24 protein-coding genes and 1 pseudogene are annotated in these 25,669 nt (G+C 61.3%); 11 read left to right on the top strand and 14 right to left on the bottom strand.

Features of this window, described 5'->3' with window-relative positions; all coding sequences use genetic code 11:
- Positions 1–43 precede the first annotated feature (43 nt).
- The 8 genes from QM694_RS17800 to QM694_RS17765 all read right to left on the bottom strand — a co-directional run bounded on the left by QM694_RS17800 (position 44) and on the right by QM694_RS17765 (position 7,878).
- Positions 44–1,246 carry an MFS transporter gene (locus QM694_RS17800; RefSeq protein WP_415008248.1) on the bottom strand — a complete coding sequence of 401 codons (1,203 nt, stop codon included), beginning with the start codon at positions 1,244–1,246 and terminating at the stop codon, positions 44–46.
- Positions 1,247–1,323: 77 nt separating this feature from the next.
- Positions 1,324–3,522, bottom strand: coding sequence for a glycine--tRNA ligase subunit beta (gene glyS, locus QM694_RS17795; protein ID WP_415008247.1), 2,199 nt, complete (start codon positions 3,520–3,522; stop codon positions 1,324–1,326).
- Positions 3,523–3,540: 18 nt separating this feature from the next.
- Positions 3,541–4,449, bottom strand: a complete 909-nt coding sequence (locus QM694_RS17790) for a glycine--tRNA ligase subunit alpha (protein WP_415008246.1) — start codon at positions 4,447–4,449, stop codon at positions 3,541–3,543.
- A 77-nt stretch (positions 4,450–4,526) separates the two neighbouring features.
- Positions 4,527–5,555: a trypsin-like serine peptidase gene (locus QM694_RS17785; protein ID WP_415008245.1), complete on the bottom strand. Its 1,029-nt coding sequence runs from the start codon at positions 5,553–5,555 to the stop codon at positions 4,527–4,529.
- 187 nt (positions 5,556–5,742) lie between these two features.
- The gene (locus QM694_RS17780) at positions 5,743–5,925 is read right to left on the bottom strand and encodes a hypothetical protein (protein WP_415008244.1); all 183 of its coding nucleotides are present in this window, start codon (positions 5,923–5,925) and stop codon (positions 5,743–5,745) included.
- A 31-nt stretch (positions 5,926–5,956) separates the two neighbouring features.
- Complete coding sequence (locus tag QM694_RS17775; RefSeq protein WP_415008659.1) at positions 5,957–6,790, bottom strand: S49 family peptidase; 834 nt, start codon at positions 6,788–6,790, stop codon at positions 5,957–5,959.
- 43 nt (positions 6,791–6,833) lie between these two features.
- Positions 6,834–7,652, bottom strand: coding sequence for a tRNA1(Val) (adenine(37)-N6)-methyltransferase (locus tag QM694_RS17770; protein WP_415008243.1), 819 nt, complete (start codon positions 7,650–7,652; stop codon positions 6,834–6,836).
- 10 nt (positions 7,653–7,662) lie between these two features.
- Positions 7,663–7,878 carry a DUF2007 domain-containing protein gene (locus QM694_RS17765; protein WP_415008242.1) on the bottom strand — a complete coding sequence of 72 codons (216 nt, stop codon included), beginning with the start codon at positions 7,876–7,878 and terminating at the stop codon, positions 7,663–7,665.
- Positions 7,879–8,028: 150 nt separating this feature from the next.
- Here QM694_RS17765 and QM694_RS17760 point away from each other — a divergent pair, with 150 nt between their 5' ends.
- On the top strand, positions 8,029–9,048 hold the full coding sequence (locus tag QM694_RS17760) for a polyprenyl synthetase family protein (RefSeq protein WP_415008241.1): 1,020 nt from the start codon (positions 8,029–8,031) through the stop codon (positions 9,046–9,048).
- A complete protein-coding gene (locus QM694_RS17755; RefSeq protein ID WP_415008240.1) occupies positions 9,045–9,800 on the top strand; it encodes a GH25 family lysozyme in 756 nt (251 codons plus the stop codon). Before QM694_RS17760 ends, QM694_RS17755 begins: the two co-directional genes overlap by 4 nt.
- Before the next feature lie 5 nt (positions 9,801–9,805).
- Here QM694_RS17755 and QM694_RS17750 read toward each other — a convergent pair whose 3' ends face one another.
- The 4 genes from QM694_RS17750 to QM694_RS17735 all read right to left on the bottom strand — a co-directional run bounded on the left by QM694_RS17750 (position 9,806) and on the right by QM694_RS17735 (position 16,434).
- Complete coding sequence (locus QM694_RS17750) at positions 9,806–10,645, bottom strand: 4-(cytidine 5'-diphospho)-2-C-methyl-D-erythritol kinase (protein ID WP_415008239.1); 840 nt, start codon at positions 10,643–10,645, stop codon at positions 9,806–9,808.
- A complete protein-coding gene (locus tag QM694_RS17745; protein ID WP_415008238.1) occupies positions 10,645–12,369 on the bottom strand; it encodes a tetratricopeptide repeat protein in 1,725 nt (574 codons plus the stop codon). Before QM694_RS17745 ends, QM694_RS17750 begins: the two co-directional genes overlap by 1 nt.
- A 438-nt stretch (positions 12,370–12,807) precedes the next feature.
- Positions 12,808–14,556, bottom strand: coding sequence for a pilus assembly protein TadG-related protein (locus QM694_RS17740; RefSeq protein WP_415008237.1), 1,749 nt, complete (start codon positions 14,554–14,556; stop codon positions 12,808–12,810).
- A 255-nt stretch (positions 14,557–14,811) separates the two neighbouring features.
- A complete protein-coding gene (locus QM694_RS17735) occupies positions 14,812–16,434 on the bottom strand; it encodes an electron transfer flavoprotein-ubiquinone oxidoreductase (RefSeq protein ID WP_415008658.1) in 1,623 nt (540 codons plus the stop codon).
- Positions 16,435–16,558: 124 nt separating this feature from the next.
- On the opposite strand from QM694_RS17735, the gene QM694_RS17730 reads away from it, so the two are divergent.
- The 3 genes from QM694_RS17730 to moaB all read left to right on the top strand — a co-directional run bounded on the left by QM694_RS17730 (position 16,559) and on the right by moaB (position 18,632).
- Positions 16,559–17,338 carry a uracil-DNA glycosylase gene (locus tag QM694_RS17730; RefSeq protein WP_415008236.1) on the top strand — a complete coding sequence of 260 codons (780 nt, stop codon included), beginning with the start codon at positions 16,559–16,561 and terminating at the stop codon, positions 17,336–17,338.
- Positions 17,328–17,954 carry a LysE family translocator gene (locus tag QM694_RS17725; RefSeq protein ID WP_415008235.1) on the top strand — a complete coding sequence of 209 codons (627 nt, stop codon included), beginning with the start codon at positions 17,328–17,330 and terminating at the stop codon, positions 17,952–17,954. Before QM694_RS17730 ends, QM694_RS17725 begins: the two co-directional genes overlap by 11 nt.
- 135 nt (positions 17,955–18,089) lie before the next feature.
- Positions 18,090–18,632 (top strand): molybdenum cofactor biosynthesis protein B, encoded by a 543-nt coding sequence (moaB, locus tag QM694_RS17720; protein ID WP_415008234.1) that lies wholly within the window; start codon positions 18,090–18,092, stop codon positions 18,630–18,632.
- A gap of 2 nt (positions 18,633–18,634) precedes the next feature.
- On the opposite strand, the gene QM694_RS17715 is transcribed toward moaB, so the two are convergent.
- Positions 18,635–19,489, bottom strand: a complete 855-nt coding sequence (locus QM694_RS17715; protein ID WP_415008233.1) for a DMT family transporter — start codon at positions 19,487–19,489, stop codon at positions 18,635–18,637.
- A 102-nt stretch (positions 19,490–19,591) separates the two neighbouring features.
- On the opposite strand from QM694_RS17715, the gene QM694_RS17710 reads away from it, so the two are divergent.
- The 6 genes and pseudogenes from QM694_RS17710 to QM694_RS17685 all read left to right on the top strand — a co-directional run bounded on the left by QM694_RS17710 (position 19,592) and on the right by QM694_RS17685 (position 24,595).
- Positions 19,592–20,728, top strand: a complete 1,137-nt coding sequence (locus QM694_RS17710) for a PA0069 family radical SAM protein (protein WP_415008232.1) — start codon at positions 19,592–19,594, stop codon at positions 20,726–20,728.
- Positions 20,729–20,742: 14 nt separating this feature from the next.
- Positions 20,743–21,574, top strand: a pseudogene (locus QM694_RS17705) (isocitrate lyase/PEP mutase family protein).
- Between the two features lies 1 nt (position 21,575).
- Positions 21,576–22,184 (top strand): ribonuclease HII, encoded by a 609-nt coding sequence (locus tag QM694_RS17700; RefSeq protein ID WP_415008231.1) that lies wholly within the window; start codon positions 21,576–21,578, stop codon positions 22,182–22,184.
- 83 nt (positions 22,185–22,267) lie between these two features.
- The gene (locus tag QM694_RS17695) at positions 22,268–23,374 is read left to right on the top strand and encodes a site-specific DNA-methyltransferase (RefSeq protein WP_415008230.1); all 1,107 of its coding nucleotides are present in this window, start codon (positions 22,268–22,270) and stop codon (positions 23,372–23,374) included.
- Positions 23,371–23,859, top strand: coding sequence for an arsinothricin resistance N-acetyltransferase ArsN1 family A (locus QM694_RS17690; RefSeq protein ID WP_415008229.1), 489 nt, complete (start codon positions 23,371–23,373; stop codon positions 23,857–23,859). Before QM694_RS17695 ends, QM694_RS17690 begins: the two co-directional genes overlap by 4 nt.
- Positions 23,860–23,914: 55 nt before the next feature.
- Positions 23,915–24,595 (top strand): HAD family hydrolase, encoded by a 681-nt coding sequence (locus QM694_RS17685; RefSeq protein WP_415008228.1) that lies wholly within the window; start codon positions 23,915–23,917, stop codon positions 24,593–24,595.
- Here QM694_RS17685 and mutY read toward each other — a convergent pair.
- On the bottom strand, positions 24,592–25,653 hold the full coding sequence (gene mutY, locus QM694_RS17680; RefSeq protein WP_415008657.1) for an A/G-specific adenine glycosylase: 1,062 nt from the start codon (positions 25,651–25,653) through the stop codon (positions 24,592–24,594). The genes QM694_RS17685 and mutY overlap by 4 nt on opposite strands.
- Positions 25,654–25,669: the final 16 nt, after the last annotated feature.

The following is a 25,669-nucleotide window of genomic DNA, read 5'->3' as shown; positions in this document are numbered from 1 at the left end:
ACCACACCGGCCGATCTTGTGCAATGCAATATCGCAGATGCGATCAGGCGGGCTGCGGCGCCCGGCGGATCATCAGCAGCCAGGCGGCAATGCTCATGTTGATGAGGTTGAAGACAATGCCGTTCACGAAGGCGGCTTCATAGGACCCTGTGAGATCATAGATCTTGCCGGACATCCAGCCGCCCAGCGCCATGCCGAGAACGGTCGCCGTCAGCACCATGCTGATGCGGCTTCCGGCTTCGCGGGCAGGGAAATAATCGCGGATGATCAGCGCATAGCTCGGCACGATGCCGCCCTGCGCCAATCCGAAGAAGGCCGACACCAGATAGAGCGAGGCAAGTCCGTTGAAGGGAATATAGAACAGCAGGGCCAGGCATTGCAGCACCGAGCCGATGATGAGCGTGCCGACGCCGCCGATGCGGTCGGCGATCAGGCCGGAGGCAAGCCGTGAAACGACGCCGAAGCCCAGCATGAGGGAGAGCATTTCAGCGCCCCGCGCCGGGCCATAGCCCAGGTCAGCACAATAGGCGACGATATGAACCTGTGGCATCGACATGGCGACACAGCAGCACAAGCCCGCAAACACCAGCATGGGAAACAGGAAGGGCGGCCTCGCCAGCAGGCCCTTGCCCGCCCCGCCGGTGGCCGGGCTGGCGCGGTCGTCATAGGCGGGCCTTGCCCGGAGCAGCAGGGCCAGCGGCGTCATGGTGATGATGCACAGCAGGCCGATGGCCTCGAATACCGTCCGCCATCCGAAACTTTGGATCGCCTGCTGCAGGAAGGGCGGCCAGATAGTGCCGGCCAGATAATTGCCACTCGCCACGATGGCCACGGCAATGCCGCGCTGGCGGTGAAACCACAGCGACACATCGGCCACCAGCGGCCCGAAGGTGGCGGAACTGCCGAGAAAGCCGATGAGCACGCTCTGGGTGATGAGGAACTGCGTGTAGTTCTGCGACCAGGCATCGAGGATGAAGCCTGCCCCAAGCGCCCATGCGCCCACAAACAGCGGCACCATGATGCCGAGACGGTCGGCCACGCGGCCCATCACCAGCCCGCCAGCGGCAAAGCCAAGCGTGGTCAGCGTATAGGGCAAGGAGGCTCCGGCGCGATCGATGCCGAATTCCTGCTGTATCGTCGGCAGGATCACCACCGACGACCACAGGCCGATGCCGCCGATGGTGGAGAGCGCCAGCGAGATCAGCAGGCGCATCCAGGCATAGCGGGAGTCAGGCGTATGATTCATGCAGCGGAGTTAAGCGGTCACACCGCCGCCGTCAAAAGCCACTTCCGGGAATTTGAGGGAGCCATCGCGTCGATGGCCTATCCCTCGATCTTCGAGAAATCGGCCACTTCCGCTGTTGCGGCACGGATGCGGTTCAAGAGCTTCAAGCGGTTTTCGCGGAAGGTCGCATCCTTGTCGTTCACCGTCACATGGTCGAAGAAGGCATCGACGGGCGCACGCAGACGGGCGATGGCTTTCATGGTGCCCTCGAAATCCTCCTGCTCCATGGCTTTGCGCGCCTGCCCCATGGCCACGGTGATGCCCGAGTGCAGCGCCTTTTCCTCGCCCTTGATCAGCAGGTCCTGCCGCACGTCGCCGTCATAGGCGCGGCCATCCTTCTTCTCTTCGATCCTGAGAATATTGGTTGCGCGCTTGACGCCGGCCAGCAGGTTCTTGCCGTCATCGGTTTCGAGAAAATGAGACAGCGCCTCGACGCGCTTGACGATCATCAGCAAATCATCCTGATCACCCAGCGCAAACACTGCATCGATCAGATCGTGACGAACGCCCTGCTCGCGCAAATAGACTTTGAGACGGTCGGCGAAGAATGAGAGGAGATCAAGCCACTCATCAAAAGCTGATTGTTGCGTTGTCTCCTTGAAAAGGGATGTGATTTCCTGAATTTCTGGCTTCAAGCCTTCTAACGTCTTTGTCGCCAATTTTTCGGGAAGGGCAGCTTTGACTCCTTCAGCGAAAGACGCTTCACTTTTATCAAATTGTTTTCGAGCGAGCATACCGGAGGAAAGAGCTGCCGCTTTAGACATTTCAAATCGGATATTGCCGACTAAAACGATCCGTATGAGACCCAACGCGGCGCGCCTTAGCGCATATGGATCCTTCGATCCGGTCGGCTTTTCATCAATCGCCCAGAACCCAACCAGCGTGTCCAACTTGTCCGCCAGCGCCACGGCTTGGCCCACCTTCGAGACCGGGATCGTGTCACTCGGGCCTTGCGGCTTGTAGTGATCGCGTATGGCGTCGGCCACTTCGGCATCGGCGCCCTGATCGCGCGCGTAATAGCGGCCCATCAGGCCCTGCAATTCCGGGAACTCACCCACCATGCCGGTAACGAGGTCGGCTTTGCTCAAGCGCGCGGCGAGTTTCGCTTTCTCCACATCCGCGCCGATTGTCTTCGCGATCTCACCCGCCAGCGCCTCGATGCGTTTCACGCGCTCGCCCTGGCTTCCCAGCCTGGCGTGGAAGGTGATCGAATCGAGCTTCGGCAGAAGCTGCTCCAGCTGAGTCTTGCGGTCCTGATCCCAGAAGAACTTGGCGTCGCTCAGGCGCGCGGCGATCACCTTGTTGTTGCCGCCCACGATGATCTTGCCGCCGTCCCTGGCGATCATGTTGGAGACGAGCAGATATTTGTTGGCGAGCTTGCCGGTCTTCACATCGCGCAGCGCAAAGCATTTCTGGTGATTTTTGATCGAGGTGATGATCACCTCGGGCGGCACTTCGAGGAACTTCGGATCGAATTCACCCATCAGCACCACGGGCCACTCCACCAGCCCTGCCGCCTCCTTCAGAAGCCCTTCGTCCTCGATCATCTCGAGGCCTTGCGCGAAGGCCAGGTTCTTTGCTTCCACGCGGATCGTTTCGGCGCGCGCCGTGGCATCGACAATCACAAACTGATCATGGAGCTTCTGCGCATAATCCTCGAAGCGCCGCACCTCGATCTGCTGCTTGCCCATGAAACGGTGGCCGCGCGTGACATTGCCGCTGGCAATGCCATCGACTGACAACGGCACCACCTCGCCATCGAAGGTGCAGATGATGGATTGCAGCGGCCGCACCCAGCGCAAATTGCCAGAGCCCCAGCGCATCGGCTTGGGCCACGGGAACTTGCGGATCACATCCGGCAGGAGTTCGGCAATCACATCGGTGGCAGCGCGGCCGCTCTTGCGGATCACCACGATATAGAAGCGGCCTTTCTTGTCGTCCTGAACCTGCAACTCTTCGAGCGTAATGCCCGTCGATTTCAGAAAGCCGTCAATCGCAGGTTTCGGTGCATCGACGCGCGGACCTTTACGCTCTTCCGACACATCCTTGGCCTTGGCGTTCAGGCCTTCCACCGAAAGCACAAGGCGGCGCGGGCCGCCATGCGCCTGTGCCCCCTCATAGAGAAGCCCCGCCTCCACCAGGCCATTGGTGATGAGGCTCTTCAAATCCTCCGCCGCCTTGTGTTGCAGGCGGGCGGGGATTTCTTCCGAAAACAGTTCGATCAGCAGTTCAGGCATTTCATACTCCGGGGCGGATCAGGCGCGGCCGCCGGCCGTCTTGCTCCAGGCTTCGCAGCAGCCCTTGGCGAGATCGCGCACACGCAGGATATAGGCCTGCCGTTCGGTGACGGAGATCACGCCGCGCGCATCGAGAAGATTGAAGGCGTGCGAGGCCTTGATGCACTGGTCGTAAGCCGGAAGCGCCATCTCGTGATGGCTGTCCCTATCGCCCGCGGCGAGCAGCGCCTTGCACTCCTTCTCGGCATCGATGAAGTGCTGATGCAGGATGGCGGTGTCGGCATATTCAAAATTAAAGCGGGAATATTCCTGCTCGGCCTGCAGGAACACATCGCCATAGCTGATGCGGCCCTGGCCCTTCGGCCTGCCGTTGAAGTTCAGGTCATAGACATTGTCGACGCCCTGCACATACATGGCGAGGCGCTCCAGTCCGTAAGTCAATTCGCCAGACACCGGCGCGCAATCAAGCCCGCCCACCTGCTGGAAGTAGGTGAACTGCGAGACTTCCATGCCATCGCACCACACTTCCCAGCCAAGGCCCCAGGCGCCCAGCGTCGGGCTTTCCCAATCGTCCTCGACGAAGCGGATGTCATGCAGGGAGGAATCGATGCCAATGGCGGCCAGCGATCCCAGATAAAGCTCCTGCAGATCGGGCGGCGATGGCTTGATGATCACCTGATACTGATAATAGTGCTGAAGCCGGTTGGGGTTCTCGCCATAGCGGCCGTCCTTGGGGCGGCGCGAAGGCTGCACGTAAGCCGCGGCCCACGGCTTCGGCCCCACCGAGCGCAAGGTGGTGGCGGGATGAAAGGTGCCCGCGCCCACTTCCATGTCATAGGGCTGCAGAATCACGCAGCCCTTCTCGCCCCAATACTGGTGCAAGGTGAGAATCAGGTCCTGAAAGGACCCTTGTGGGTTCAGAGCCATAATCTGTCCGGCGTTGAAAAAATCGCGCGGACACTATGGTCTCAGGAGTCGGGGGTCAAGAAATTCCCCCGCCCCGCCTAATCGTTGTCGTCGACGTTGCCGCCAATGTCGGTGCCGCCGCCCTTGTCACAGGTGCATTGCGGATTGTCGCCATTGTCAGAGGTCTGGTCGTCATTGTTGCCGTCGTCGTCGGTGGTCGGAGGCGTATCGCCGCCATTGGCCCAGGCGAGGATCGTCGCCGTGTTGGCGGCATTCAGCTTCAGCGCCCACCAGCTATCCTGCTGGTCGTTCTGCGAGGTGATGTGAATACCGAGGAGCTGGCCCGCGTCACCTTCCTTGGCGCCCTTGGCGAAGAAGGGGCCACCCAGCATGGTGGCCAGCGTCGAACCCTTGCCAGGGCAATGATAGAAATAGGCGTTAGCCTCATTGGAATCGATGTTGCACTTGGCTTCCCACAGCGTGTTCTTGGGAACATCAGCGAAGGGGTAGCTGGTGAGCGTGAGCTGCTTCACGTTCTCGGAGCCATCTACCGGGCCAAAGCCGAACCAGCCGGTCTGGTCGCCGATGTCCTGATCCAGTTCGATCAGTGCGAAGGCATAATTCAGATCGCCAGACTTCTGGAATGCCTGCGGAATCCACACGTTCTTCCATTTGATGGTGCCGAGCGGCGCGTCATTGCCGTTGAGCGCAGGAACAAAGTCGAGATTGTCGAGGAACTTCTTGGCCTTGGTGTCATAGACGCACCAGGGTGCTGTCAGCACATAGCGCTTCATCACCACGGAGCCGGTGCAGCCCGTCATGATCATGCCGATCGAGGCATAAGGCGATACGCGGGTGTTCTTGATCTGAACGAGCTTGCCCTTGGAGGAGTTATCGGGGCGCACCGCGCCCCTGGCCTTCAGCATCATCTGCAGCTTGGGCGGAACCGGCACTTCCATCGTCTTGCCGTTGCGGCTGTGCTTGATGCCGGCAAGGCCCTCGATCATCATTTCAGGACCCACAGGCTTGGTGGCGGCTGGCGCGCGGGGCGCCATTGTGCTCATGCCGGGGCCAATGGTCAGGATGTCAGCGGATTTCGTGGCATCGCCCGAACCCACCTGCGGCACAGCGCCTTTGCGGGTGAAAATCTCATCGGCGGACGCCGGAGCGGAAATCGCGAGGCCGAGCGTGACAGAGGCGCAAAGCGCCAGTGCGAGTGATCGAAATCATAGACCGTCCTTTCACAGTTGCCCCCTGTTCAGGTACGGCGCCATCAAACACGGAGGCCTTGACAAAAACAAGGCCCGGTTGAGGCTATTCTTCGGGATAATAGACGCCGGTGCGCGGATCCTGGCGCAAGCGCTTGGGCGCTTGCCGGCGCTGCGGCTTCACGCGCGCCTGCGCCCGGGCGGCCTCAAGCTGGCCCATCATGCGGCTCACCGCCAGATAGGTGAGCCATCCGGCAATCACGACTGTCAGGGCCTTGAGAACGAACATGCGAACCTCCGTACACACCCCAGTTTGGTCATCATAAGCCGAAACGCCGGAACAATGCACGTGTTTCCAGTGCGTCAACCAGTCCTTCTCCGGCGGAGGCGGCAAAACCCAGTCTTTTCAGTGCCCAGCCGGAAGAATGCGTCACAGGTTTCAGCACCAGTTTGGGGCCAAAACGCGACGCCAGCACCTCATGCAAGTGGCCAATGCCATCGATCAGCCCGCGTGCCAGCGCCTCGCGGCCCGCCCAGAAGGCGCCACTGAACAGTTCAGCCTCATCGCCCTTGAGCTTGCCGGCCCTCCGGCTTCGCACCAGCGCCTTGAAGGCCTGATGCACGTCGCCCTGAATGGCGAGCAGGCGCTCTACGTCTTCTTCCTTCTCGGGCTGGAAGGGATCGAGGATTGCCTTGTTCTCGCCCGCCGTGTGCACGCGCCGTTCAATGCCCAGCTTCGACAGGGCATCGACGAAACCAAAGCTCGCGGCGATCACGCCGATCGAGCCGACGATCGAACTTTCATCGGCAAAGATTTCATCGCCCGCGCAAGCCAGCCAGTAGCCGCCCGACGCCGCAACGTCTTCGCAGAAGACCAGCACGGGCACGCTATGCTTGTCCGCCAGCTGGCGGATACGCGCGGCGATCAGCGCCGACTGCACGGCCGACCCGCCGGGCGAATTGATCGAGAGTGCCACTGCGGCGATCCCCTTGCGGGAAAAAGCGCGCTGCAGAAGCGGTTCGACGTCCTTGAAATTCAGCCCGGGTCTGAGCGGCGAGCCCATGCCAATGGCGCCTTGCAGCCGCACATGGGTGACCACAGGCGCGGTCTTGGCAAAACGCTCCGGCAGATAGCGGGCGATAAGGGATGGTATGGCCATTGCCACCAGATAGGGTGGCGCAAGGCTCAGAGCAAGTTCAGCGCAACCGCCAGGCCATGCCATCCCTCAGGACGGCCTCGGCGGCAGGCGTAAATTGCGACGTCTGGTCGTGCAGCACCATGCCCGGCAGAAGCTGCAAGGGCGCTTTTGATCCCTTCACGCCCTGAACGATCACCCGGGAAGCCGCAGCGCCCTCCCGCGCATAGAGCGGCGCGATGCGCAGATCGCCAAAGCGGTCTTCCATGACCTGCAACAGCTTGGAAAGTGAATCAGCGCGATACACGATGCTCACCGTGCCGCGCGGCATCAGCATGGTGTGGAGCACTTTCATCCACAGTTCCAAGTCGGCAGGCCCGAAGCTGTGCGCCTGGGCCTTCAGCAGGACTGGGGACGGCGTGGATTTTCCGGTTTCAAAAAAGGGCGGATTGGCAATGGCGTGATGGTAGGATCCATGCGGCGGCATGGTGGCGAGATCCTTGCGCATCGCATCCTTGATATCGGCATGGATCACATGGATGTTGTCTCCGAATCCGTTGCGCCTGGCGTTTTCCTCGCACAGCATGGCGTAGCGGTTCGATACTTCGATTCCCGTTATGTAAACGCCGGGCGTGCGGGCCAGTGTGCACAGGGCGGCAACGCCTGCCCCGATGCCCGCCTCGTAAATGCTTTCGCCTTCGGCGCAGGGCACGGTGGCGGCAAGAAATACCGCGTCAATCCCGGCCCGATAGCCCTTTTCCGGCTGCAGGATGCGCAACCGCCCGCCGAGGAATCCATCCTCGGTCAGCGTTGAGGGCACGCCTGTTTGCTGCGGCGGCGCGGGCGGGGTGTCCGCCACGTCCTCTGCGACCTGTTCCATGCGGCGGATACTAATCCGGGATGGTGAACGAGATATTACCAAGGGTCAGCCGCGCTCGCGCCAGCTCGCCATCCGCCACCATGATCCGGCGCGGGATCGCCCCGATTGAACCTTCCACGGCGCTCGTGAAGCTGTCGAACACCAGAAATTCGATCCCCTCCTCGCCCAGGACATGGGTGACGAAAGACAGATAGACGGGGTCATTGGTGCGCAGAAGTTCCTGCATGGCCTCGAAGGTGGGAGCAATCGAGGCTGGAGTCCACCGGCAATTGGGGGCATGGTCAGGCAGAATTGGCTCGCGGCATCCGGTCACGCTGCCCTATGGTGAGGGAAAGCCGTAAAACCGGCTGACAAGATTGTGGAAAGGTGGCCCTTCATGGGAGTTGTCCTGGCTTTCGACGGCGCAGAGGCAGGCAAACGCGCCAGCATCGAACCGCTGGTCAAGCTGGTCGAGCCAGACATGGCGCGCGTGAACGAGTCGATCCTCGCCCGCGCCAAGAGCCATGTGGAACTGATCCCGGAGATTGCCACGCATCTCATCAATTCCGGTGGCAAGCGCATCCGCCCCATGCTCACCTTAGCCGCAGCCCGTATGTGCGGTTATGAGGGTGAGCATCACCTCAAGCTCGCCTCCTCGGTGGAGTTCATGCACACCGCCACGCTGCTCCATGACGACGTGGTGGATGAAAGCGATCTCCGGCGTGGCAAGCAGGCGGCGCGGGTGATCTGGGGCAACCAGGCCAGTGTGCTGGTGGGCGATTACCTGTTGGGCCAGGCTTTCCGGATGATGGTGGAAACAGGATCGCTCGAAGCGCTGCGCATCCTCTCCAATGCGGCCTGCGTGATTGCCGAAGGCGAAGTGCTGCAGCTCTCCGTCTCGCAGGATACGTCAACGACCGAAGACGCCTATCTGCAGGTGATCGGCGCCAAGACGGCAGCACTTTTTGCTGCGGCTGCCGAAGTAGGTGCCGTGGTGGCGGGCCGCCCGCGCGAGGAACAGGCGGCGCTTGAATCCTATGGCCGCAACCTTGGCATCGCCTTCCAGCTGATCAACGATGCGCTGGATTATTCGGGCTCAACGGAAAAGCTGGGCAAGGGCGTGGGTGATGATTTCCGGGAGCGCAAGATCACGCTGCCCGTCGTTCTCTCCTACCGGCGGGGCAACAAGGAAGAACGCGCTTTCTGGAAGCGGACCCTTGAGGGCGGCGACCAGAAGCCGGATGACCTCGCCCACGCCAAGGCGCTGATGGAGCGCCACAACGCGCTCGAAGACACGGTGGATCGCGCCAATCATTATGGCGACATTTCCCGCGATGCGCTGGCCATCTTCCCCGACAGCGGCTGGAAAGCAGCCCTTCTCGAAGCCGTCGATTTCTGCGTGGCCCGGGCCTATTGAAACGTAAACTGTTTCCAATCACCGTTTCGCTTTGTTGCGCCGTGCTGGCACTTGGAGCAATTGCCTGGATTTATGGGGAGGGATGGATTCGGTTCAACTATGTTTCCGCCAATCTCTATCCTGTCCAGGGCATCGACATCAGCCACCACCAAGGACAAATAGACTGGCGACAAGCCGCCGGGACGCCCAATCTCACTTTTGCGATCATCAAGGAAAGCGAAGGCGGCGACTTTCGCGATTCAGATTTTGAGAAGAACTGGAAGGAAGCCGGTGAGGCCGGCCTGATCCGTGGCGCCTACCATTTCTTCAGCTTTTGCCGCCCCGGCGATATTCAGGCGCGAAATTATTTGGGAGCGGCACAACTTTCTCCGGAAAGTTTTCCAGCGATCATCGACCTCGAGTTCGGCGGAAATTGCAACCGGCGTCTCACCCCGGCCGAGCTCTCGGCCGAGCTTACCTCCTTCATGAACGAAATCGCCAAGACCGATACGCGGAAGCCCATTTTCTATATGACGCCGGAATTTCGCGATGCCTATTTGCAGGATGGAATCGCGAACTTCCCCGCACATCATCTTTGGATTCGAAGCATTTTCTTCGCACCTCCCAGCAAGCCGTGCGTCGACTGGGCTATGTGGCAATACGCTCACAACGGCCGGATCAATGGCATTTCGTCTCTTGTCGACTTGAATGTTTTCTGCGGGAAGAAAGACATGCTGCCTTCCTATCTCGGCATACGCTCCGGGAACTCATAAAAAACTTAACGGACAATTGTAAACATACGCCACCAGCCGGGCTGCAGAAGGTTTGCGATTTCGCGCGCGGGTGCCTCTTCAAACAGCGCAAAGCAGGTGGCGCCGGAGCCGGACATGGCGGCGCGTGTCACGCCGGGAAGCGATTCCAGAATCCTGAGCACGTCGGCGATTACCGGTGCTACGGCAATGGCAGGCTCTGTCAGGTCGTTCCGCCAGTGCGCGGGATCATGCAGCTTCACGCCATCACGGTATGATTGCCCGCGCGCCAGCCCCAGCCTTTGAAAGACCTCGGGCGTCGATACGGGAATGCTGGGGTTCACCAGCAGCGCATGATGCGGCCTAAAGCCCTCGAAAGCTGCAATGCGCTCGCCCGCTCCCTGCATCCGGCAGGCTGTGCCCGCCAGGCAAACCGGGACATCGGCCCCCAATTTCATCGCAAGCGCCGCAATTGCGGGATCACGGTCAGGCAATCCGGCGATCTTCAAAAAGGCCCGCAATGCCGCCGCCGCGTTGGCGGAGCCGCCGCCGATGCCAGATGCCACGGGAAGATTTTTTGTGAGACGAACGGCGACGGGCGGCAATATCCTGTTCTGTTTTTCCGCCAGTTCAGCCACCGCCTGCCAGGCGCGGAAAATGATATTCCCAGGCGCATCCGGCAATTGGTCCGCATACGGACCATCGGCTTCGATCACGAATCGATCAGCGGGCGTGAACCGCAGTTCATCGCCCACATCGGCAAAGGCCACGACCGAATCAAGTTCGTGATAGCCGTCTTCCCTGCGCCCAAGCACATGAAGCGCGAGGTTGACCTTGGCCCGCGCCTGTGCGGCGAAGGGCGCGAACATCAGCCGTTATTCTGCGTGGTGCCGTTCTGCGCGGGCTTGAGATCGGGATCGTCCGGCAAGCCGTTCTTCAGCTTGTCCTCGATGCGCTTAAGGTCGTCAGGCTCGGGCTTGTTGTCCTTGGCGTGCTGCCACTGGAACTTGGCCTCTAGCGTGCGGCCCACGCGCCAGTACACATCGCCTAGATGCTCGGCGATAATCGGGTCATAGGGCAGGAGATCGACGGCGCGCTCGCTGTTGATGAGCGCCAAATCATAGTCACCCTGCCGGAAATAGGCCCAGGCCAGGCTGTCGACGATATAACCGTCATTGGGCTTGAGGCCCACCGCCTGCTTGATCATGCCCATTGCTTCGGGAAGATTGATCTTCTTGTCCACCATGGAATAGCCGAGATAGTTGAGCACCATCGGTTCGTTGGGGGAAAGTTTCAGGGCTTCACGGAACTGCTTTTCCGCCTTGTCCCACTGATTCAGGCGCTCATAGGCGATGCCGCTGTAATAGAAAATGCGCCAGTTGCCGGGCTGCAGATCCTTGATAGTGGCAATGGCCTTGTCATAGGTCTCGGCAGCGCCTTTGAAATCCTCGTTGTTGCGCTGGAGATTGCCGAGGGTCACCAGCACGTCATAGTTCGAGGGGTTCTGCGCCTCGACATTCTTGAGAGCCTTCAACGCATCATCCTTGCGGTCGAGGCGCTGCAGGTTGACGGCGATTTCCATTTCGGCGTTGACGCGCAACGGCGACGTTTCGGGGATTTGCGAGTAGGCGTCGATTGCCTCCTGCGGGCGCTTCATGTTCTCGTTGATGTCGCCGATCAACGTATAGATCACCGGCTTGTCGCCATTCATCGACAGGGCCAGTTGGGCATAGACGAGGCCCACATCCATGCTCTGATCGTCGGTCATCGCCGTGGCGAGCGAAAACAGGGCTTCCGCCGCTCCCGCATTTGGCGTGGGCACCAGCGCATGAGGCTTATTTCCCGCCTTGAGGCTGGCGATGGCGGCGGCGATCAGGGGATTGTCATCGCCACCAGCCATGTATGCCGTGTAAATTTTCAAGGCCTCATCGGGCCGCTTGTTGCGCTCGAGAAAATTGCCATAGGCCTGCACCACGCGGAGCGATGTTGCCGCCTGCTCATAGGCCTTTTTATAGGCCGCCTCGGCGCGGATGTTGTTGCCGAGGTAATCGGCGATCAAGGCCGTGTGGAAGGTCTTGAAATTGCCGAAGCTGTCGTTGTCATCCAGCCGGTCGAGCGCTTTCAGGGCGGGCGTCAACTCGCCCTCGCCAGCCCATGACCATGCTTCCAGGAGGACCGAGGTGAGTTCGCCGATTGGCGTGTAGGATGCCGCTCCAAAATTCCGCCGCGCGTCGGCATAATGGCGGGCGCGGAAATCACGCAACCCCAGAACGATGCGCGCCATGCGCTGCTGGCTGTTGAAGGAGAGCACCCGCTCGGCCATCTTTTCCGCTTGGGGAATGTCGCCGTCGGCAAGATGAATGAGGAACAGACGCTCGATCAGGCCGGGATTTGATTCGTCAGCTTCCAGCGCCTTGCCGAGATACTCGGTGGCCGCTTCGCCGTCGCGCAGCTTGGCAGCGGTGCGTCCAGCCAGATAGCTGCCCGATTCCGAATAGTCACCCATGATGTCAGGCGTGACAGCCCAGGCCGATGACATGGGAACAGACAGCATGAAAGCTGCGGCGGCGGCGCGAAGCAGTTTGGGCGGCATGGATTTCCGTTTCTTGATGCGGGCGGCCCGGTGCCATCCCTTTTGACGCGATTCTTCCCGTCAAAATGCGGTTTTTTCGCGGAGGCCGCAACCCTCAAGTAGGACGCAGCCACGGCCCGGCAAAATGGTTCCAAAACGCCCGCCGGCCCGCCACAAGACGGACCGGCCGATGATATACGAAAAGCTCTGCGGGTTCAGCAGCGCGAAGCCCGCGCCGCAACATCGTCGGAAACATCGCTGCAGGTCTCGCTGGAGTCCGACGAGGCTACGGAAGAACTTCCGCTATCATCGGAGCTTGAGTCTGAGTTGTAGCTGTCGTCGCCGCTGGTGGAGTTCGACATCTCCGAGTCAGCGAACACGGGCGCCGCAGTGCCAAGAGCGAAGGCAATGGCAAGAACGCAAAGGGCTGGGGTACGAAACATTGGACTTCTCCGGGGACTACTTGGTGAGATAGATTGCAGTGCTGTTGACGTTGTCGCCGATGTGATTGAACACGGTGCCTAAAGCCACGCCGTCGGCAGCGAAGCTATAGTGGCTGCTATCCGTGGCGCAGGCCTGAAGATTGGCGAGGATGTTCGTGTTCGTCACACGGAACGCCACGGTGTAAATCTCGATGCCGGTCGCCTTGATGTTCGAGCAAAGGGTGAGCATGTTGGCGTCAAGCGCCGCACCCGTGCTCGTAGCCGTGGTCGTGCCGAAGCGGTTCGCCGTCGCTGCTTTGCCGCGGCCATAGGAACTGTACCAGGTGCCGTTCAGGGTGTTAACCTGGGAGCCGTTCGACAACACATCGTTTTCGCCGTCCGTCATCAGCACCATCACCTTGCGCCAGCGCGGGTGATGGTAAGGCGCGATGGTGTCAGCCGCATTCTTGGAACCGGCCTCAACCTTGGTGAAAGGCTCGGTTGGCGACAGGACGCGCCAGCCCCAGGCAAGGCCTTCCGGAATGACGGTCGAGCCTGAAGCGGTCATCGCGTCGATGGCGGTCTCGATCTTGGAGCGGTTGTAGGTCAGCGGCACAATCGGCGTCTTCACGCAGTTGAACCACGGGCCGTAGTCGCTGCTCGATTCCGAGGAGATTGATGTGCCACTATATTTATTCGTGTTGTTCTGGCGCGCCAACATCAGCGTCGAGTTCGAGTTAACCGACGAGGATGTTGAGCTGTAGGTGGTACCGCCGTAAGTGCCGGACATGCCGCTATACTCGGTCGACGTGCCGATGTAGCTGTTATAATATCCATAGTTAGAGCTGTTCGAGAATGTAGGCTCGTCAGGAGCAAAATACGGCTCGAACAGCGAAGCTCCCGTGGATTGCGATGGTGCATCGTCGCTCGTTGCATAGGTTCCAGTACGGGCTTCGACGCAGCCATTCCATGCGAGAGCGGAGCCGTTGACCTTCATCTTGCTCCAGGCCGTGTAGTTGTTCCACGTTGTGGCGTTCGCGGCGGCCTTGGTGCTCGGATCGGTAAAGTTAAGGCTGGCCACATCGGACTTGCCAGTGGTGTCGATCCAGTTCCAGTCGAAGTCATAAGCCGATGTGTTCAGGCGGACGGCGCCCGAGAACGGCACCAGGGCCACGCGGATATACTGGCTTTCGCTCGCGGCGGTTAGCGTGCCGCCGTAGATCTTGGTCATCAAATTATGGGCCGCCGTCTTGGCCTGCGCCATGTAGGTCGTGCCCATGGAGCCGGTGGTGTCCATCACCATCACCAGTTCCACCGGCCGCGAGGCCTTCTTCGCCTGGGTCGTAGTGGTGTAGGTGGAATCGGTGAGGCCCGCCATCCCCATGAGGGAATTGGGAAGCGTGTGGCTGGCTGTCAGGGTCACCAGTTCATCGGTGATGTCCAGCGAGACAGTCAGATTGTCCGCCGCGCCGTAATTCTGCGTGATGTAAGTGGTGGCGAATGTCGTGAGATCGCGCATGCGGGCAGCTTTTTGCGAATCCGTCAGGCCCGTCAGGCTGGACCGGTCAGACGAAATGACAGCCAGCGCCGCTGAGTTTGTCGCGGCACGGAAGGCACTGGTGTCGCGCGCGATGCGCCCGTAATCCACGCCTGCGCCCACAGCAACCATCATCGGCAGCGCGGCCACGGCCAGGATCATGGTAAGGTTGCCGGCGCTGTCATGCGAATAACGGCGGGCGAGCTTGCGCGCCGCCGCGGCGAGCGACTTGAACGTATGGTTTTTCATCTGAGTATCCCTGCTCATACGCGGGATACTTGCACTTAAGCACCTACGCGATCTCTAACCGGAATGCGCGCATTTTAATTATTAAAACCTGCATTTCCGGGTGGTAAATCACAGGTGAATGAAAACCGGAAAATTCCATGGTGCAACGAAAAGGCCGGAACCAGTGTTTTCGGCCTTTTCGCTGGCTCACCTGAATTTCATGTAACGGATGCAGGGATATATCGGCGTAAATCCAAATAAAAAACGCCCTGCCGATTACATATTCGGGTAATTCGGCCCCTCGCCGCCCTGCGGCACCACCCAGACGATGTTCTGCGACGGATCCTTGATGTCACAGGTTTTGCAGTGAACGCAGTTCTGGTGGTTGATCTGGAAGCGCGCCTCACTGCCATCGCCGATCACCTCGTAAACGCCGGCCGGGCAATAACGCTGCGCGGGTTCGGCCCAGGTTGGCAGGTTCACGTTGACCGGGATGTTCTTGTCTTTCAGCTTCAGATGCGGCGGTTCGTCTTCCTCGTGGTTGGTGGCGGAGAAGGCCACGTTGGTGAGGCGGTCGAAGGAGAGCACGCCATCGGGCTTGGGATAGTCGATGGGTTTTGACTCCGCTGCGGGCTTCAGCGTCGCATAGTCGGGCTTGCCATGCTTCCATGTTCCGAAGCCGAAACCGAATAGCTGGTTCAGCCACATATCAATGCCGCCCAGCGCCAGGCCGCCGATCAGGCCAAGCTTCGACCACATGGGCTTCACGTTCCGCACCCGCTTCAGATCCTGATAGACCCAGGAGTTTCGGTAAGCCTCTTCATAGGATGTCAGTTCATCGGCCTCACGGCCCGCTCCCAGCGCCGCAAAGGCCGCCTCCGCCGCCATCATACCGGTCTTCATGGCGTTGTGAGAACCCTTGATGCGCGGCACGTTCACGAAACCGGCCGAGCAGCCAATCAATACGCCGCCGGGGAAGGTGAGCTTCGGCACCGACTGGAACCCGCCCTCAGTAATGGCACGCGCGCCATAGGCCACGCGGCGGCCACCCTCCAGCACATCGGCGATCATCGGGTGATGCTTGAAGCGCTGGAACTCCATATAGGGAAAGAGATATGGGTTGGTGTAATTCAGATGCACCACGAAGCCGATGGACACCAGATTGTCCTCGAGGTGATACATGAAGCTGCCGCCGCCGGTCTTGGTGCCAAGCGGCCAGCCCATGGTGTGGGTCACCTGTCCCTGCCTGTGCTTCTCCGGCCTCACCTCCCAGAGTTCCTTCATGCCGATGCCGAACTTCTGCGGCTCACGGCCTTCGGAGAGATTGAATTTGGAGATGATCTGCTTGGCAAGCGATCCGCGCGCACCTTCGGCGATGAAGACATATTTGCCCAGCAGTTCCATGCCGGGCTGGTAGTCGGGCTTGTGGGTGCCGTCCCTGGCAATGCCCATGACGCCGGCGACGACGCCCTTCACCGAGCCATCCTCGCGGTAGAGAACCTCGGAACAGGCAAAACCGGGATAGATTTCCACGCCCAGGCTTTCTGCCTGTTGCGCCAGCCAGCGGCAGACGTTGCCCAGTGACACGGCATAATTGCCGTGGTTGCTCATCAGCGGCGGCATGAAGGCGTTGGGAAGCCGCAAAGCGCCCTTTGGCCCCAGCACATAGAAGCGGTCATCGGTGACGGGCGTGTTGAGGGGTGCCCCCTTCTCTTTCCAGTCCGGGATCAGCTCGTTCAAGGCAATGGGATCAACCACGGCTCCGGAGAGAATATGGGCGCCCACCTCAGAGCCCTTTTCGAGCAGGCACACCGAGAGATCAGGCGAGAGCTGTTTCAGGCGGATGGCCGCGGCAAGCCCCGCGGGGCCCGCTCCCACGATCACCACATCATATTCCATTGCCTCACGCTGCACCTGGTCCACAGCCACGCTCCTGCCTATGCGTTTGGGTTGCGCGCCTTTATAATGGGCAGGCCCTTCTGCACAAGCAGCCAATTGGGACATGGAACACGGGAAAAACGGCATGAGACCGGAAGATGCTGCAGCAGCGCTGCAGTGGCTGGCAGAGATGGGTGCGGACGAGATCATCGGCGAAGAGCCCGTGGATCGTTTTGCCGCAGCCATTGCGCCGCCCGCTCCGGCGATGAAGCCAGCCGCTCCCGTGCAAGTGGCGCGGCCACCCATTGCCGCCTCGGACGACGCGGCAAGCCTCGCTGCGGCCTGCACCTCCCTTGATGACATCGTTGCCACGCTGCAGCGGTTCGATGCCTGCCCTTTGAAGAAGACGGCTACTAACCTTTGTTTCTCGGACGGCAATCCCGCTGCGCATGTGATGATCGTCGGCGAAGCGCCGGGCCGCGACGAAGATATTCAGGGAAAGCCCTTCGTCGGGCGTTCGGGCCAGTTGCTGGACCGCATGCTGGCGGCCATCGGCCTGTCGCGCCACGCGGAAGAACCCGAGAAGTCGGTATTCATCACCAACACGATCTTCTGGCGGCCGCCGGGAAACCGTGATCCCACGGAATCCGAGACCATGATGTGCCTGCCCTTCGTTCTCCGCGCCATCGAATTGCAGCGGCCCCGCGTCGTGCTGGGAGTGGGTAAAATCTCCTCGCAGCGATTGCTTTCAACCGCAGACGGCATTCTGAAGCTGCGGGGCAAGTGGCGCGAGATTTCGGCCGGCTCCCTCACCGTGCCGTTCCTTCCCACGCTCCATCCCGCCTATCTCCTGCGCCGGCCCATCGAGAAGCGGCTGGCATGGCGTGATCTCCTGTCACTCAGGCAGGCGCTCGATGCTCATTGAACCGGCTGTCCTGGCGATTTTCCTCGCCGCCTCGCTCACCCTCAATCTGACGCCCGGCAATGACATGATGTTCGTGCTGGGCCAATCGCTGCGCGGCGGGCCGCCGCGGGGCATTGCGGCAAGCCTCGGCATTGCCACAGGATCGCTGGTGCATCTGGGCCTCGTCGCACTGGGCGTCGCGGCGGTGCTGGCGCGCCATCCCACCCTCTTCGATGCAATCCGCTACGCCTGTGCAGCCTATCTGCTCTGGATGGCCTGGCAGAACCTCCGGAAAGCGCCGCTTGCCCCGGCGCAAGCCGTGGAAAGTGGCAGCGCCGCGGAAGCCTGGCGGCAGGGCGTGTTCGTCAACCTGCTCAACCCGAAAATCATCGTCTTCATGTTCGCCTTTTTGCCGCCCTTCGTGCACCCGGAGAACGGATCGCCGCTGCTGCAACTCCTGCTTCTGGGCATGACCTTCAATATCGGCGGTACACTGATCAATATCGGTGTGGCGCTGCTTTCAGGGCGGATTCTCCGAACCGCCTTAAATGACGTGAGGGGAAGAAAATGGCTCGCTGCAATTGTGTCGTCGCTCTACGTATTTATCGCTGCGCGCATCGCGCTGGCCCGGCCATGAGATTCTTTCACGCAAGCGTAGCGTAAAGCGCAAAAATCCCGCGCTAATGTGCGTTTTGATTTGTCGATCCGCCAACTTTTTGCTCTATTCGATATTATCGTATTTTTTCCCCGCCACTGGCTTTCATGAGGTGACATGACTTCCCCGCCTGCCAGAGAGTTTGTGCCCGTGCGCATCGCGATCCTTACCGTGTCGGACACGCGCAAGCTGGAAGACGACGTGTCGGGCCAGACCCTGAGCGACCGCGCCGCAGCGGATGGGCATTTGCTCTCGGCCCGGAAGATCGTCAAAGACGACATCCGCGCGATCCGCCACATCATCCGTGACTGGGCCAACCGCAGCGATGTCGATGCCATCATCACCACGGGCGGCACGGGGCTGACCGGCAATGACGTGACCATCGAGGCGATACGCCCACTGTTCGAAAAAGAGATCGAAGGCTTCGGCCCGCTGTTCCACATCATCTCCTTTCCGAAGATCGGCACATCGACCATTCAGTCGCGCGCCACGGCGGGGGTGATGAAAGGCAAATACATCTTCTGCCTGCCGGGATCGCCCGGCGCCTGCAAGGATGGCTGGGACGGCATTCTGCGGCAGCAGCTCGACTACCGGCACAAGCCCTGCAATTTCGTCGAGATCATGCCGCGCCTGGAAGAGCATCTGAAGCGCGGCAAGTGAATTCAGCTCTGCCCTTTCGCGAAGATGCGCCGCGGCCCAAGCCCCGACACAATGGCAAGCCCCAGCATGATCACCGCGCCGCCGATCATCTGGGCGGGTGAAATCCTCTCCCCCAGCATCACGAAGGCGGTGCAGACGCCAACCACCGGCATCAGCAGGATGAAGGGCGCCACGTCGTCCATCCGGCATTCGCGCAGCAGCGCGAACCACGAGATATAAGCTACATAGAAACCGATGATGCCCACGAAGGCGAGCATCAACCATTGCTCGATGTTGGCGCTGCGCAGCGATTCGATCTGGCCATGCTCCAGAAGCAGCGTGGCGAGCAGAAGCTGCGGTGCGCCGCCCACCGCATTGGCTTTCAACAAGCCAATGCCGCCGTCACGCCCGAACTTCTGCGCGAAGGCCTGCCCCAGCGCCCAAGTGAGCGCGCCGCCAAGAGTCAAAAGCACAGGCACAAGCGCCGGGCGTTCTTCCGGCAGGCCGATGACGATGCCGACGCCGACGAGCGCGAGGATGGTTCCCAGGAGTTTCCGGGCATCCAGCCTGTCGCCCATCAGAAGCCAGCCCAGCAGCACTGCAAAGGGCACTTGAATCTGGACGATCAGGTTGGCAGCGGTCGATGACAGCCCCTTCAGCGCCGGAAAGATCAACGCACCCTGAATGGTAACCGAAAAGGCCGAGATCAGCAGGATATGCGGCCAGCGGGTGCGCAGCGGCTCGCGGTGGGTGATCAGCAGCACGATGGCGATGCCGCCATAAATCATCAGCATCATGAAAAGCGGCGGAAAATGCGCCGTGGCGGGCTTCGCAATGGTGAAGCCGGTGCCGAAACACAGGGGCGGCACCAGGGCCATTGCGATCTGCCGGGAAGTCATAGGCGCCCCTGCTACAGAAGGTGATCAGGAACAGCAATCTTGTTCTTGATTTGTTCCTATTGCTGTGCCTACATATCCCTTATGGCTACGCTCATCGACAAGCGGCAATCGACCGGCATTGACCCTTCGCTCATCGGGGCGGGGAAGCTTACGGCGCTGTCTGGCCAGATGCGCGGGCGTGGCGCCAGGGGCAATGAGTCGGGCCGCTATGAACACCAGAGCCGGGTGCTGTTCGATGACGGCTGGGATGCGCTGGACGATTTGCCGCCGCTCCGCACCGATGTGTTCAGCGAGACGGCCAAGAGCATCATCACCCGCAATAAATCGCCCGATATTTCCTTTGACCGGTCGATCAACCCCTATCGGGGCTGCGAGCACGGCTGTTCCTATTGTTATGCAAGGCCTACCCACGCCTATATGGGCTTGTCGCCGGGGCTCGATTTCGAGAGCAAACTGTTCGCCAAGACCAATGCGCCGGAATTGCTGCGGCAGGAACTGCTCGATCCCGCCTACACGCCACGCACCATGGCGCTCGGCACCAACACTGATCCCTATCAGCCCATTGAGCGCAAGCACCGGCTGACCCGGCGAATCCTCGAAGTGCTGGCCGAGTTCAACCATCCCGTTGGCATCGTCACCAAGTCAGCACTCGTGGTGCGCGATATCGATATCCTCAAACCCATGGCGGAGAAGGGCCTCGCCAAGGTGGCGCTGTCCGTCACCTCGCTTGATCCCCGGCTGTCGCGCAGCATGGAGCCGCGCGCCGCAACGCCCGCCAAGCGCCTTGGCGCCATGGAGATGCTGGCGGCGGCAGGCATTCCCGTCACCGTCATGGTGGCGCCGGTCATCCCTGGGCTTAACGACAGCGAGATAGAGCCGATCCTCAAGGCTGCTTATGCGGCGGGCGCGCGCGAGGCCGGCTATGTGGTGCTGCGCCTGCCGCTTGAAGTCCGCGATGTGTTCCGCGACTGGCTGATGTCTGACATGCCGGACCGGGCGGCCAAGGTCATGTCACTGGTCAAATCGATGCGGCAGGGAAAAGACTACGACTCAACCTTCGGGCGGCGTATGACGGGCTCCGGCCCCTATGCGTGGTCCATCGGGCGGCGGTTTGAACTGGCCTGCGAAAGGCTGGGCATCAACCGCAACCGCAGGAAACTCGATGCGGGGGCCTTCACACGCCCGCCACAACCCGGCGAGCAATTGCCGCTGTTCTAGAAAGGCCCGAGGGGATGCAGCAAAAGGAAAAGGCCGAACGCTTCAAGGCGCTGCATCAGGCAAAAGGCTGTTTCATCATTCCCAATCCGTGGGATGCAGGCTCGGCCCGGCTGCTTGAACTTCTGGGGTTCGAGGCGCTTGCCACCACAAGTGCTGGCCTTGCCTTCTCTCTTGCGAAGCCGGACGGCCAGAATGCGGTGAGCCGGGCGGAAACGATCGCCAATGCAAAAGCCATCGTGGAAGCGACCGATCTTCCGGTCGCTGCCGATCTTGAAAACGGCTTTGGAAAAACCCCTGAAGATTGCGCCGAAACCATCCGGCAGGCAGCGGCGGCGGGGCTGGTCGGCGGCTCCATCGAAGATTTCGACCGGCGACAGCGCCGCGCCGCTCTATTCCGCCGAGGCCGCCGCTGACCGCGTGGGCGCGGCGGCTGATGTGGTGCGGGGCTTGGGCTTCCCCTTCATGCTCACGGGGCGCGCTGAAAACTATCTCCATGGCAAGCCCGACCTGAAAGATACGATCCGCAGGCTGCAGCTCTATCAGGATGCCGGCGCCGATGTTCTCTTCGCGCCCGGCCTCCGCTCGGCGGAAGATATCCGTGCCGTCACCTCTTCGGTCGACAGGCCGGTAAATGTGGTGATGGGGCTCCAGGGCGTCACGCTGTCCCGCGCCGATCTCGAAGCCTTGGGCGTGAAGCGGATCAGCGTTGGCGGTTCGCTGGCGCGGGCAGCACTGGCCGCATTCCTCAAAGGGGCCAGAGAAATGAAGGAACACGGCACCTTCAGTTTCGCTGGGGATGCCACGCCGCACGGCGAGTTGAACAAGCTCTTCTCAGGCCCCCGCTGACATGGAGCCGGATTTCAGTTTCGAAATGCGGGCCTTCGCGCGCGGGCACAACACAGTGTGCGGCATCGACGAGGCGGGCCGTGGCCCGTGGGCGGGGCCGGTCGTCGCTGCGGCGGTGATTCTCGACCGCCGCAGCATTCCCGAAGGCCTCAACGACTCGAAAGCCCTTACAGCGGACCGGCGCGAGGCGCTTTATGCCGAGATCGCCGCAACCTCATTCTATGCCGTCGCCGTTGGCGATGTGACGCGGATCGACCGTGACAATATTCTCGCCGCCACGCTGTGGGCGATGGCGGAGGCCGTCGCAGGACTTCCCCATATGCCCCATTGCGCGCTGGTTGATGGCAACCGCGCGCCTTCCCTTTCCTGCGAGATTGAAACCATCATCGAGGGCGACGCGCTGTCGCTCTCGATCGCCGCCGCCTCGATCATCGCCAAGGTGACGCGCGACAGACTCATGATGGCGCTGGATGATGAATGTCCGGGTTATGAGTTTGCCCAGCACAAGGGCTATGGCACGGCCCGCCACCGCGCGGCGCTTGACCGCCTCGGGCCCTGCCATCATCACCGGAAAAGCTTTGCGCCGATCCGCGAACTGCTGGCGCGTTAACCACATCCCCTGAAAGCGATTCACGCCGACTCCCTCACGATTCACAATGGTGATTCAGAGTCAGTTGCGTATCGGGGGCGTTCATGGGGTATCAAACACGGCCGGACATCAGGCCGTTGCACAACCGGATTTTGGTTGGCGACTGCCTCACCGAATTGAAGCGCATTCCCACCGGCTCCGTCGATCTCGTCTTCGCCGACCCGCCTTACAATCTGCAGCTTTCCGGCAACCTCACACGGCCCGACCAGAGCAGGGTGGATGCGGTTGACGATGACTGGGACAAGTTCTCAAGCTTTGCGGCCTATGACAAGTTCACCCATGCGTGGCTGAAGGAATGCCGCCGGGCGCTCAAGCCCGATGGCGCGCTGTGGGTCATCGGCTCCTATCACAATATCTTCCGCGTCGGCGCCATCCTGCAGGATCTGGGCTTCTGGATCCTGAACGACATCGTGTGGCGCAAGACCAACCCGATGCCGAATTTCCGCGGCCGCCGCTTCACCAATGCGCATGAAACGCTGATCTGGGCGGGGCGCAGCCAGGAGACGAAATATACATTCCATTATGAAGCGATGAAGATCTTCAACGACGATCTGCAAATGCGCTCCGACTGGACCCTTTCGCTCTGCACCGGCGGCGAGCGCCTGAAGAACGATGCGGGCCAGAAACTTCATCCCACCCAAAAACCGGAGGCCCTCTTGCATCGCGTGCTGCTCTCTTCCACCAACCCCGGCGATGTGGTGCTGGACCCTTTTTTCGGCACGGGTACGACGGGTGCGGCCGCGAAGCAGCTTGGCCGCGTATTCGTCGGCATCGAGCAGGATGAAACCTATGCCGAGGCGGCCATGGCGCGCATCATGGCGACGGAGCAACTTCCCGCCGAAGCCCTCAAGGTGACGACGCCCAAGCGTGCCGAACCGCGCATTCCCTTCGGCACGCTGCTCGAACGCGGGCTCGTGAAGGCGGGCGATACGCTTTTTGATCCGGCTGAACGCGTGGCGGCGCGGGTGCGCGCCGATGGCTCGATCGCCTGCCGGGATGCCAGCGGCTCGATCCACAAGATCGGCGCTTATGTGCAGGGCGCGGAAGCCTGCAATGGCTGGACGTTCTGGCATGTGCGTAAAGGCACAAACCTCGTTCCCATCGATGTCTTCCGCCAGCAGGTGCGCGCCGAGCTGGGCGCCATGGCGTGACCAGCCGCTTCACGCGCCTCGGCGTTGCCGCCGATGTGGCGCGGATCGCGGAGATTTACAATCAAGGCATGGCGGACCGCACCGCCACCTTTGAAACGGAAACACGCAGCGCCGCCGACATCCGGCGCTGGTTCGATGTGGGCTATCCGGTCTTCGTGGCGGGCAAGGATGAAACGGTCATGGCCTATGCCGTGGCGTTTCCCTATCGCGCGCGGGCCTGCTACGAGGGCGTGCGGGAATTTTCCGTCTATGCGGCGCGCGAGGGGCGGGGACAGGGCTTTGGCCGCAGCGCCATGCAGGCGCTGATCGCCGATGGCCAGGCGCGCGGCTGGTGGAAGCTGCTGTCGCGCGTCTTCCCTGAAAACACCGCCAGCCGGAAGCTGCTTTCATCGCTTGGCTTCCGTGAGGTGGGGATTTACGAGAAACATGGCCGCCTCGATGGCCAGTGGCGCGATGTGGTGATCGTCGAAAAGCTGCTGATCTGACAGTTGCACTCAGCCGCCCGGCAGTCTAGGCGAAAGCTGAAACAGGAGACCGCGCATGAAAGCCCGCCAGCAGACGTCCTTTCTTTTCGATCTCGACGGCACGCTGGTCGACAGCGTCTATGACCACGTCATCGCCTGGCATTACGCGCTGATGGAGGAAGGGATCGAGGTGTCACTGTGGCGGCTGCACCGCAAGATCGGCATGTCGGGCGGCCTTTTCGCCAAGGCGCTGGCGCGCGAAACCGGCCGCGACTTTGATGAGGCGACGCTGAACCGCCTGCGCCAGTCCCATGCGCGGCACTATGGGCAGGTTTCAAAGCAGACGCGGCCGCTGCCGGGCGCGCGCGAGCTTCTGAAATATCTCTCGGACAATGATATTCCGTGGGCCATCGCCACCTCCGGCCGCATGGAAACCGCCGGCCCGGTTCTGGAAATCCTCGGCGTGAACCTGAAGAAAACCGTGGTCATCACGCGCGACCTGGTGCGCTATGCGAAGCCCGATCCGGACCTGTTCCTCGCCGCGGCGGAGAAGCTGGGAGTCTCTATCGAAACCTCCTGCGTGGTGGGCAATTCGATCTGGGACATGCTGGCCGCCCGGCGGGCGCGCGGACTCGGCATCGGCCTCCTGTCCGGGGGCTATGGCACGGAGGAACTGGAACGCTCCGGCGCCTATCGCGTCTATGACGACCCGGCTGACCTTCTCGATCACATCGATGAGGTCGGCGGGCGGCGCTAGCCTTCGTTCAGCACATGCGCCACCACCTTGCGCATCACGGTGGGCAGCGCTTCGCCAGCCAGATCCTCGCGCCGCACCCAGCGATAATCGCCCTCCTGTAACACCTCGCCTTCGCTCGCCACGGCGCGCATCACTCCAAGCTCAAGATTAAAATGCGTGAACGTATGGGTGACGCTGCCGGGGAGTTGCCGCCACTTCGCATCGACAGGCGCGAACTCAGCCGGTGCGGCGGGGCTCTGCTCTCCCCACTCCGTTGACGGCACTTCCAGCATGCCACCCAGCAGGCCTTTTTCGGGCCTGCGCCGCAACAGCACCGCACCATCTTTACGCTCCACCCAAAAAGCAACGCCGAAGCGCTGCGGCACTTTCTTCTTCGCGGCCTTGAACGGCAGAAGGGCGGCAAGGCCGCGCTTCCTTCCCTCGCAGTCCTCCGTCCACGGACAAATCAGGCAGTTGGGACTTTTCGGCGTGCAGAGCGTGGCGCCCAGATCCATCAGCGCCTGCGCGAAATCGCCGGCGCGCCGCTCCGGCACCAGCGCTTCGGCCCTGGCGCGGATCATTGGCTTCGACTCAGGCAGCGGCGTTTCAATGCAATAAAAGCGCGACAGCACACGCTCGACGTTGCCATCCACGGCGGCGTGACGGCCGCCAAAGGCGATGGCCGAAATCGCCCCCGCCGTATAGGGCCCGACACCCGGCAATGCGCGCAAGCCCTCGAGGGTTGTTGGAAACACGCCGCCCGCTTCCGCTACCTTCCTCGCACAGGCGTGAAGATTGCGGGCCCGGGCATAATAGCCGAGCCCCGCCCAGGCGCGCAGCACGTCATCCAGAGGCGCTGCCGCGAGGTCCTTCACGGTGGGCCAGAGGCGGATGAACTTCTCGAAATAGGCTTTGACGGCCGCCACGGTGGTCTGCTGCAGCATGATCTCGGAGAGCCAGACGTGATAGGGATCAGCCGCCTGCCCTGGCTTCGCCCGCCATGGCAGCACGCGGGCATGGGCATCGTACCAGGCCAGCAACCGCCCGGCCAGATCGGCTTCAAGCCCTTGTTTGGCCATGGTGCTGCGCAAAAAG

This window comes from Aestuariivirga sp. (genome assembly GCF_047602625.1).
GTDB lineage: Bacteria > Pseudomonadota > Alphaproteobacteria > Rhizobiales > Aestuariivirgaceae > Aestuariivirga.
This window is presented reverse-complemented; position numbering and strand designations above follow the sequence as displayed.

Excerpts from the sequence above, each read along its gene's own strand:
- QM694_RS17760 (WP_415008241.1), top strand. The coding sequence starts at position 8,029 with ATGGGAGTTGTCCTGGCTTTCGACGGCGCAGAGGCAGGCAAACGCGCC.
- QM694_RS17735 (WP_415008658.1), bottom strand. The coding sequence starts at position 16,434 with ATGGAATATGATGTGGTGATCGTGGGAGCGGGCCCCGCGGGGCTTGCC.
- glyS (WP_415008247.1), bottom strand. The coding sequence starts at position 3,522 with ATGCCTGAACTGCTGATCGAACTGTTTTCGGAAGAAATCCCCGCCCGC.
- QM694_RS17770 (WP_415008243.1), bottom strand. The coding sequence starts at position 7,652 with ATGGAACAGGTCGCAGAGGACGTGGCGGACACCCCGCCCGCGCCGCCG.
- QM694_RS17780 (WP_415008244.1), bottom strand. The coding sequence starts at position 5,925 with ATGTTCGTTCTCAAGGCCCTGACAGTCGTGATTGCCGGATGGCTCACC.
- QM694_RS17700 (WP_415008231.1), top strand. The coding sequence starts at position 21,576 with ATGGAGCCGGATTTCAGTTTCGAAATGCGGGCCTTCGCGCGCGGGCAC.
- QM694_RS17695 (WP_415008230.1), top strand. The coding sequence starts at position 22,268 with ATGGGGTATCAAACACGGCCGGACATCAGGCCGTTGCACAACCGGATT.
- QM694_RS17725 (WP_415008235.1), top strand. The coding sequence starts at position 17,328 with ATGCTCATTGAACCGGCTGTCCTGGCGATTTTCCTCGCCGCCTCGCTC.
- moaB (WP_415008234.1), top strand. The coding sequence starts at position 18,090 with ATGACTTCCCCGCCTGCCAGAGAGTTTGTGCCCGTGCGCATCGCGATC.
- QM694_RS17740 (WP_415008237.1), bottom strand. The coding sequence starts at position 14,556 with ATGAAAAACCATACGTTCAAGTCGCTCGCCGCGGCGGCGCGCAAGCTC.
- QM694_RS17730 (WP_415008236.1), top strand. The coding sequence starts at position 16,559 with ATGAGACCGGAAGATGCTGCAGCAGCGCTGCAGTGGCTGGCAGAGATG.
- QM694_RS17750 (WP_415008239.1), bottom strand. The coding sequence starts at position 10,645 with ATGTTCGCGCCCTTCGCCGCACAGGCGCGGGCCAAGGTCAACCTCGCG.
- QM694_RS17710 (WP_415008232.1), top strand. The coding sequence starts at position 19,592 with ATGGCTACGCTCATCGACAAGCGGCAATCGACCGGCATTGACCCTTCG.
- QM694_RS17685 (WP_415008228.1), top strand. The coding sequence starts at position 23,915 with ATGAAAGCCCGCCAGCAGACGTCCTTTCTTTTCGATCTCGACGGCACG.
- QM694_RS17790 (WP_415008246.1), bottom strand. The coding sequence starts at position 4,449 with ATGGCTCTGAACCCACAAGGGTCCTTTCAGGACCTGATTCTCACCTTG.
- QM694_RS17745 (WP_415008238.1), bottom strand. The coding sequence starts at position 12,369 with ATGCCGCCCAAACTGCTTCGCGCCGCCGCCGCAGCTTTCATGCTGTCT.
- QM694_RS17800 (WP_415008248.1), bottom strand. The coding sequence starts at position 1,246 with ATGAATCATACGCCTGACTCCCGCTATGCCTGGATGCGCCTGCTGATC.
- QM694_RS17715 (WP_415008233.1), bottom strand. The coding sequence starts at position 19,489 with ATGGCCCTGGTGCCGCCCCTGTGTTTCGGCACCGGCTTCACCATTGCG.
- mutY (WP_415008657.1), bottom strand. The coding sequence starts at position 25,653 with ATGGCCAAACAAGGGCTTGAAGCCGATCTGGCCGGGCGGTTGCTGGCC.
- QM694_RS17765 (WP_415008242.1), bottom strand. The coding sequence starts at position 7,878 with ATGCAGGAACTTCTGCGCACCAATGACCCCGTCTATCTGTCTTTCGTC.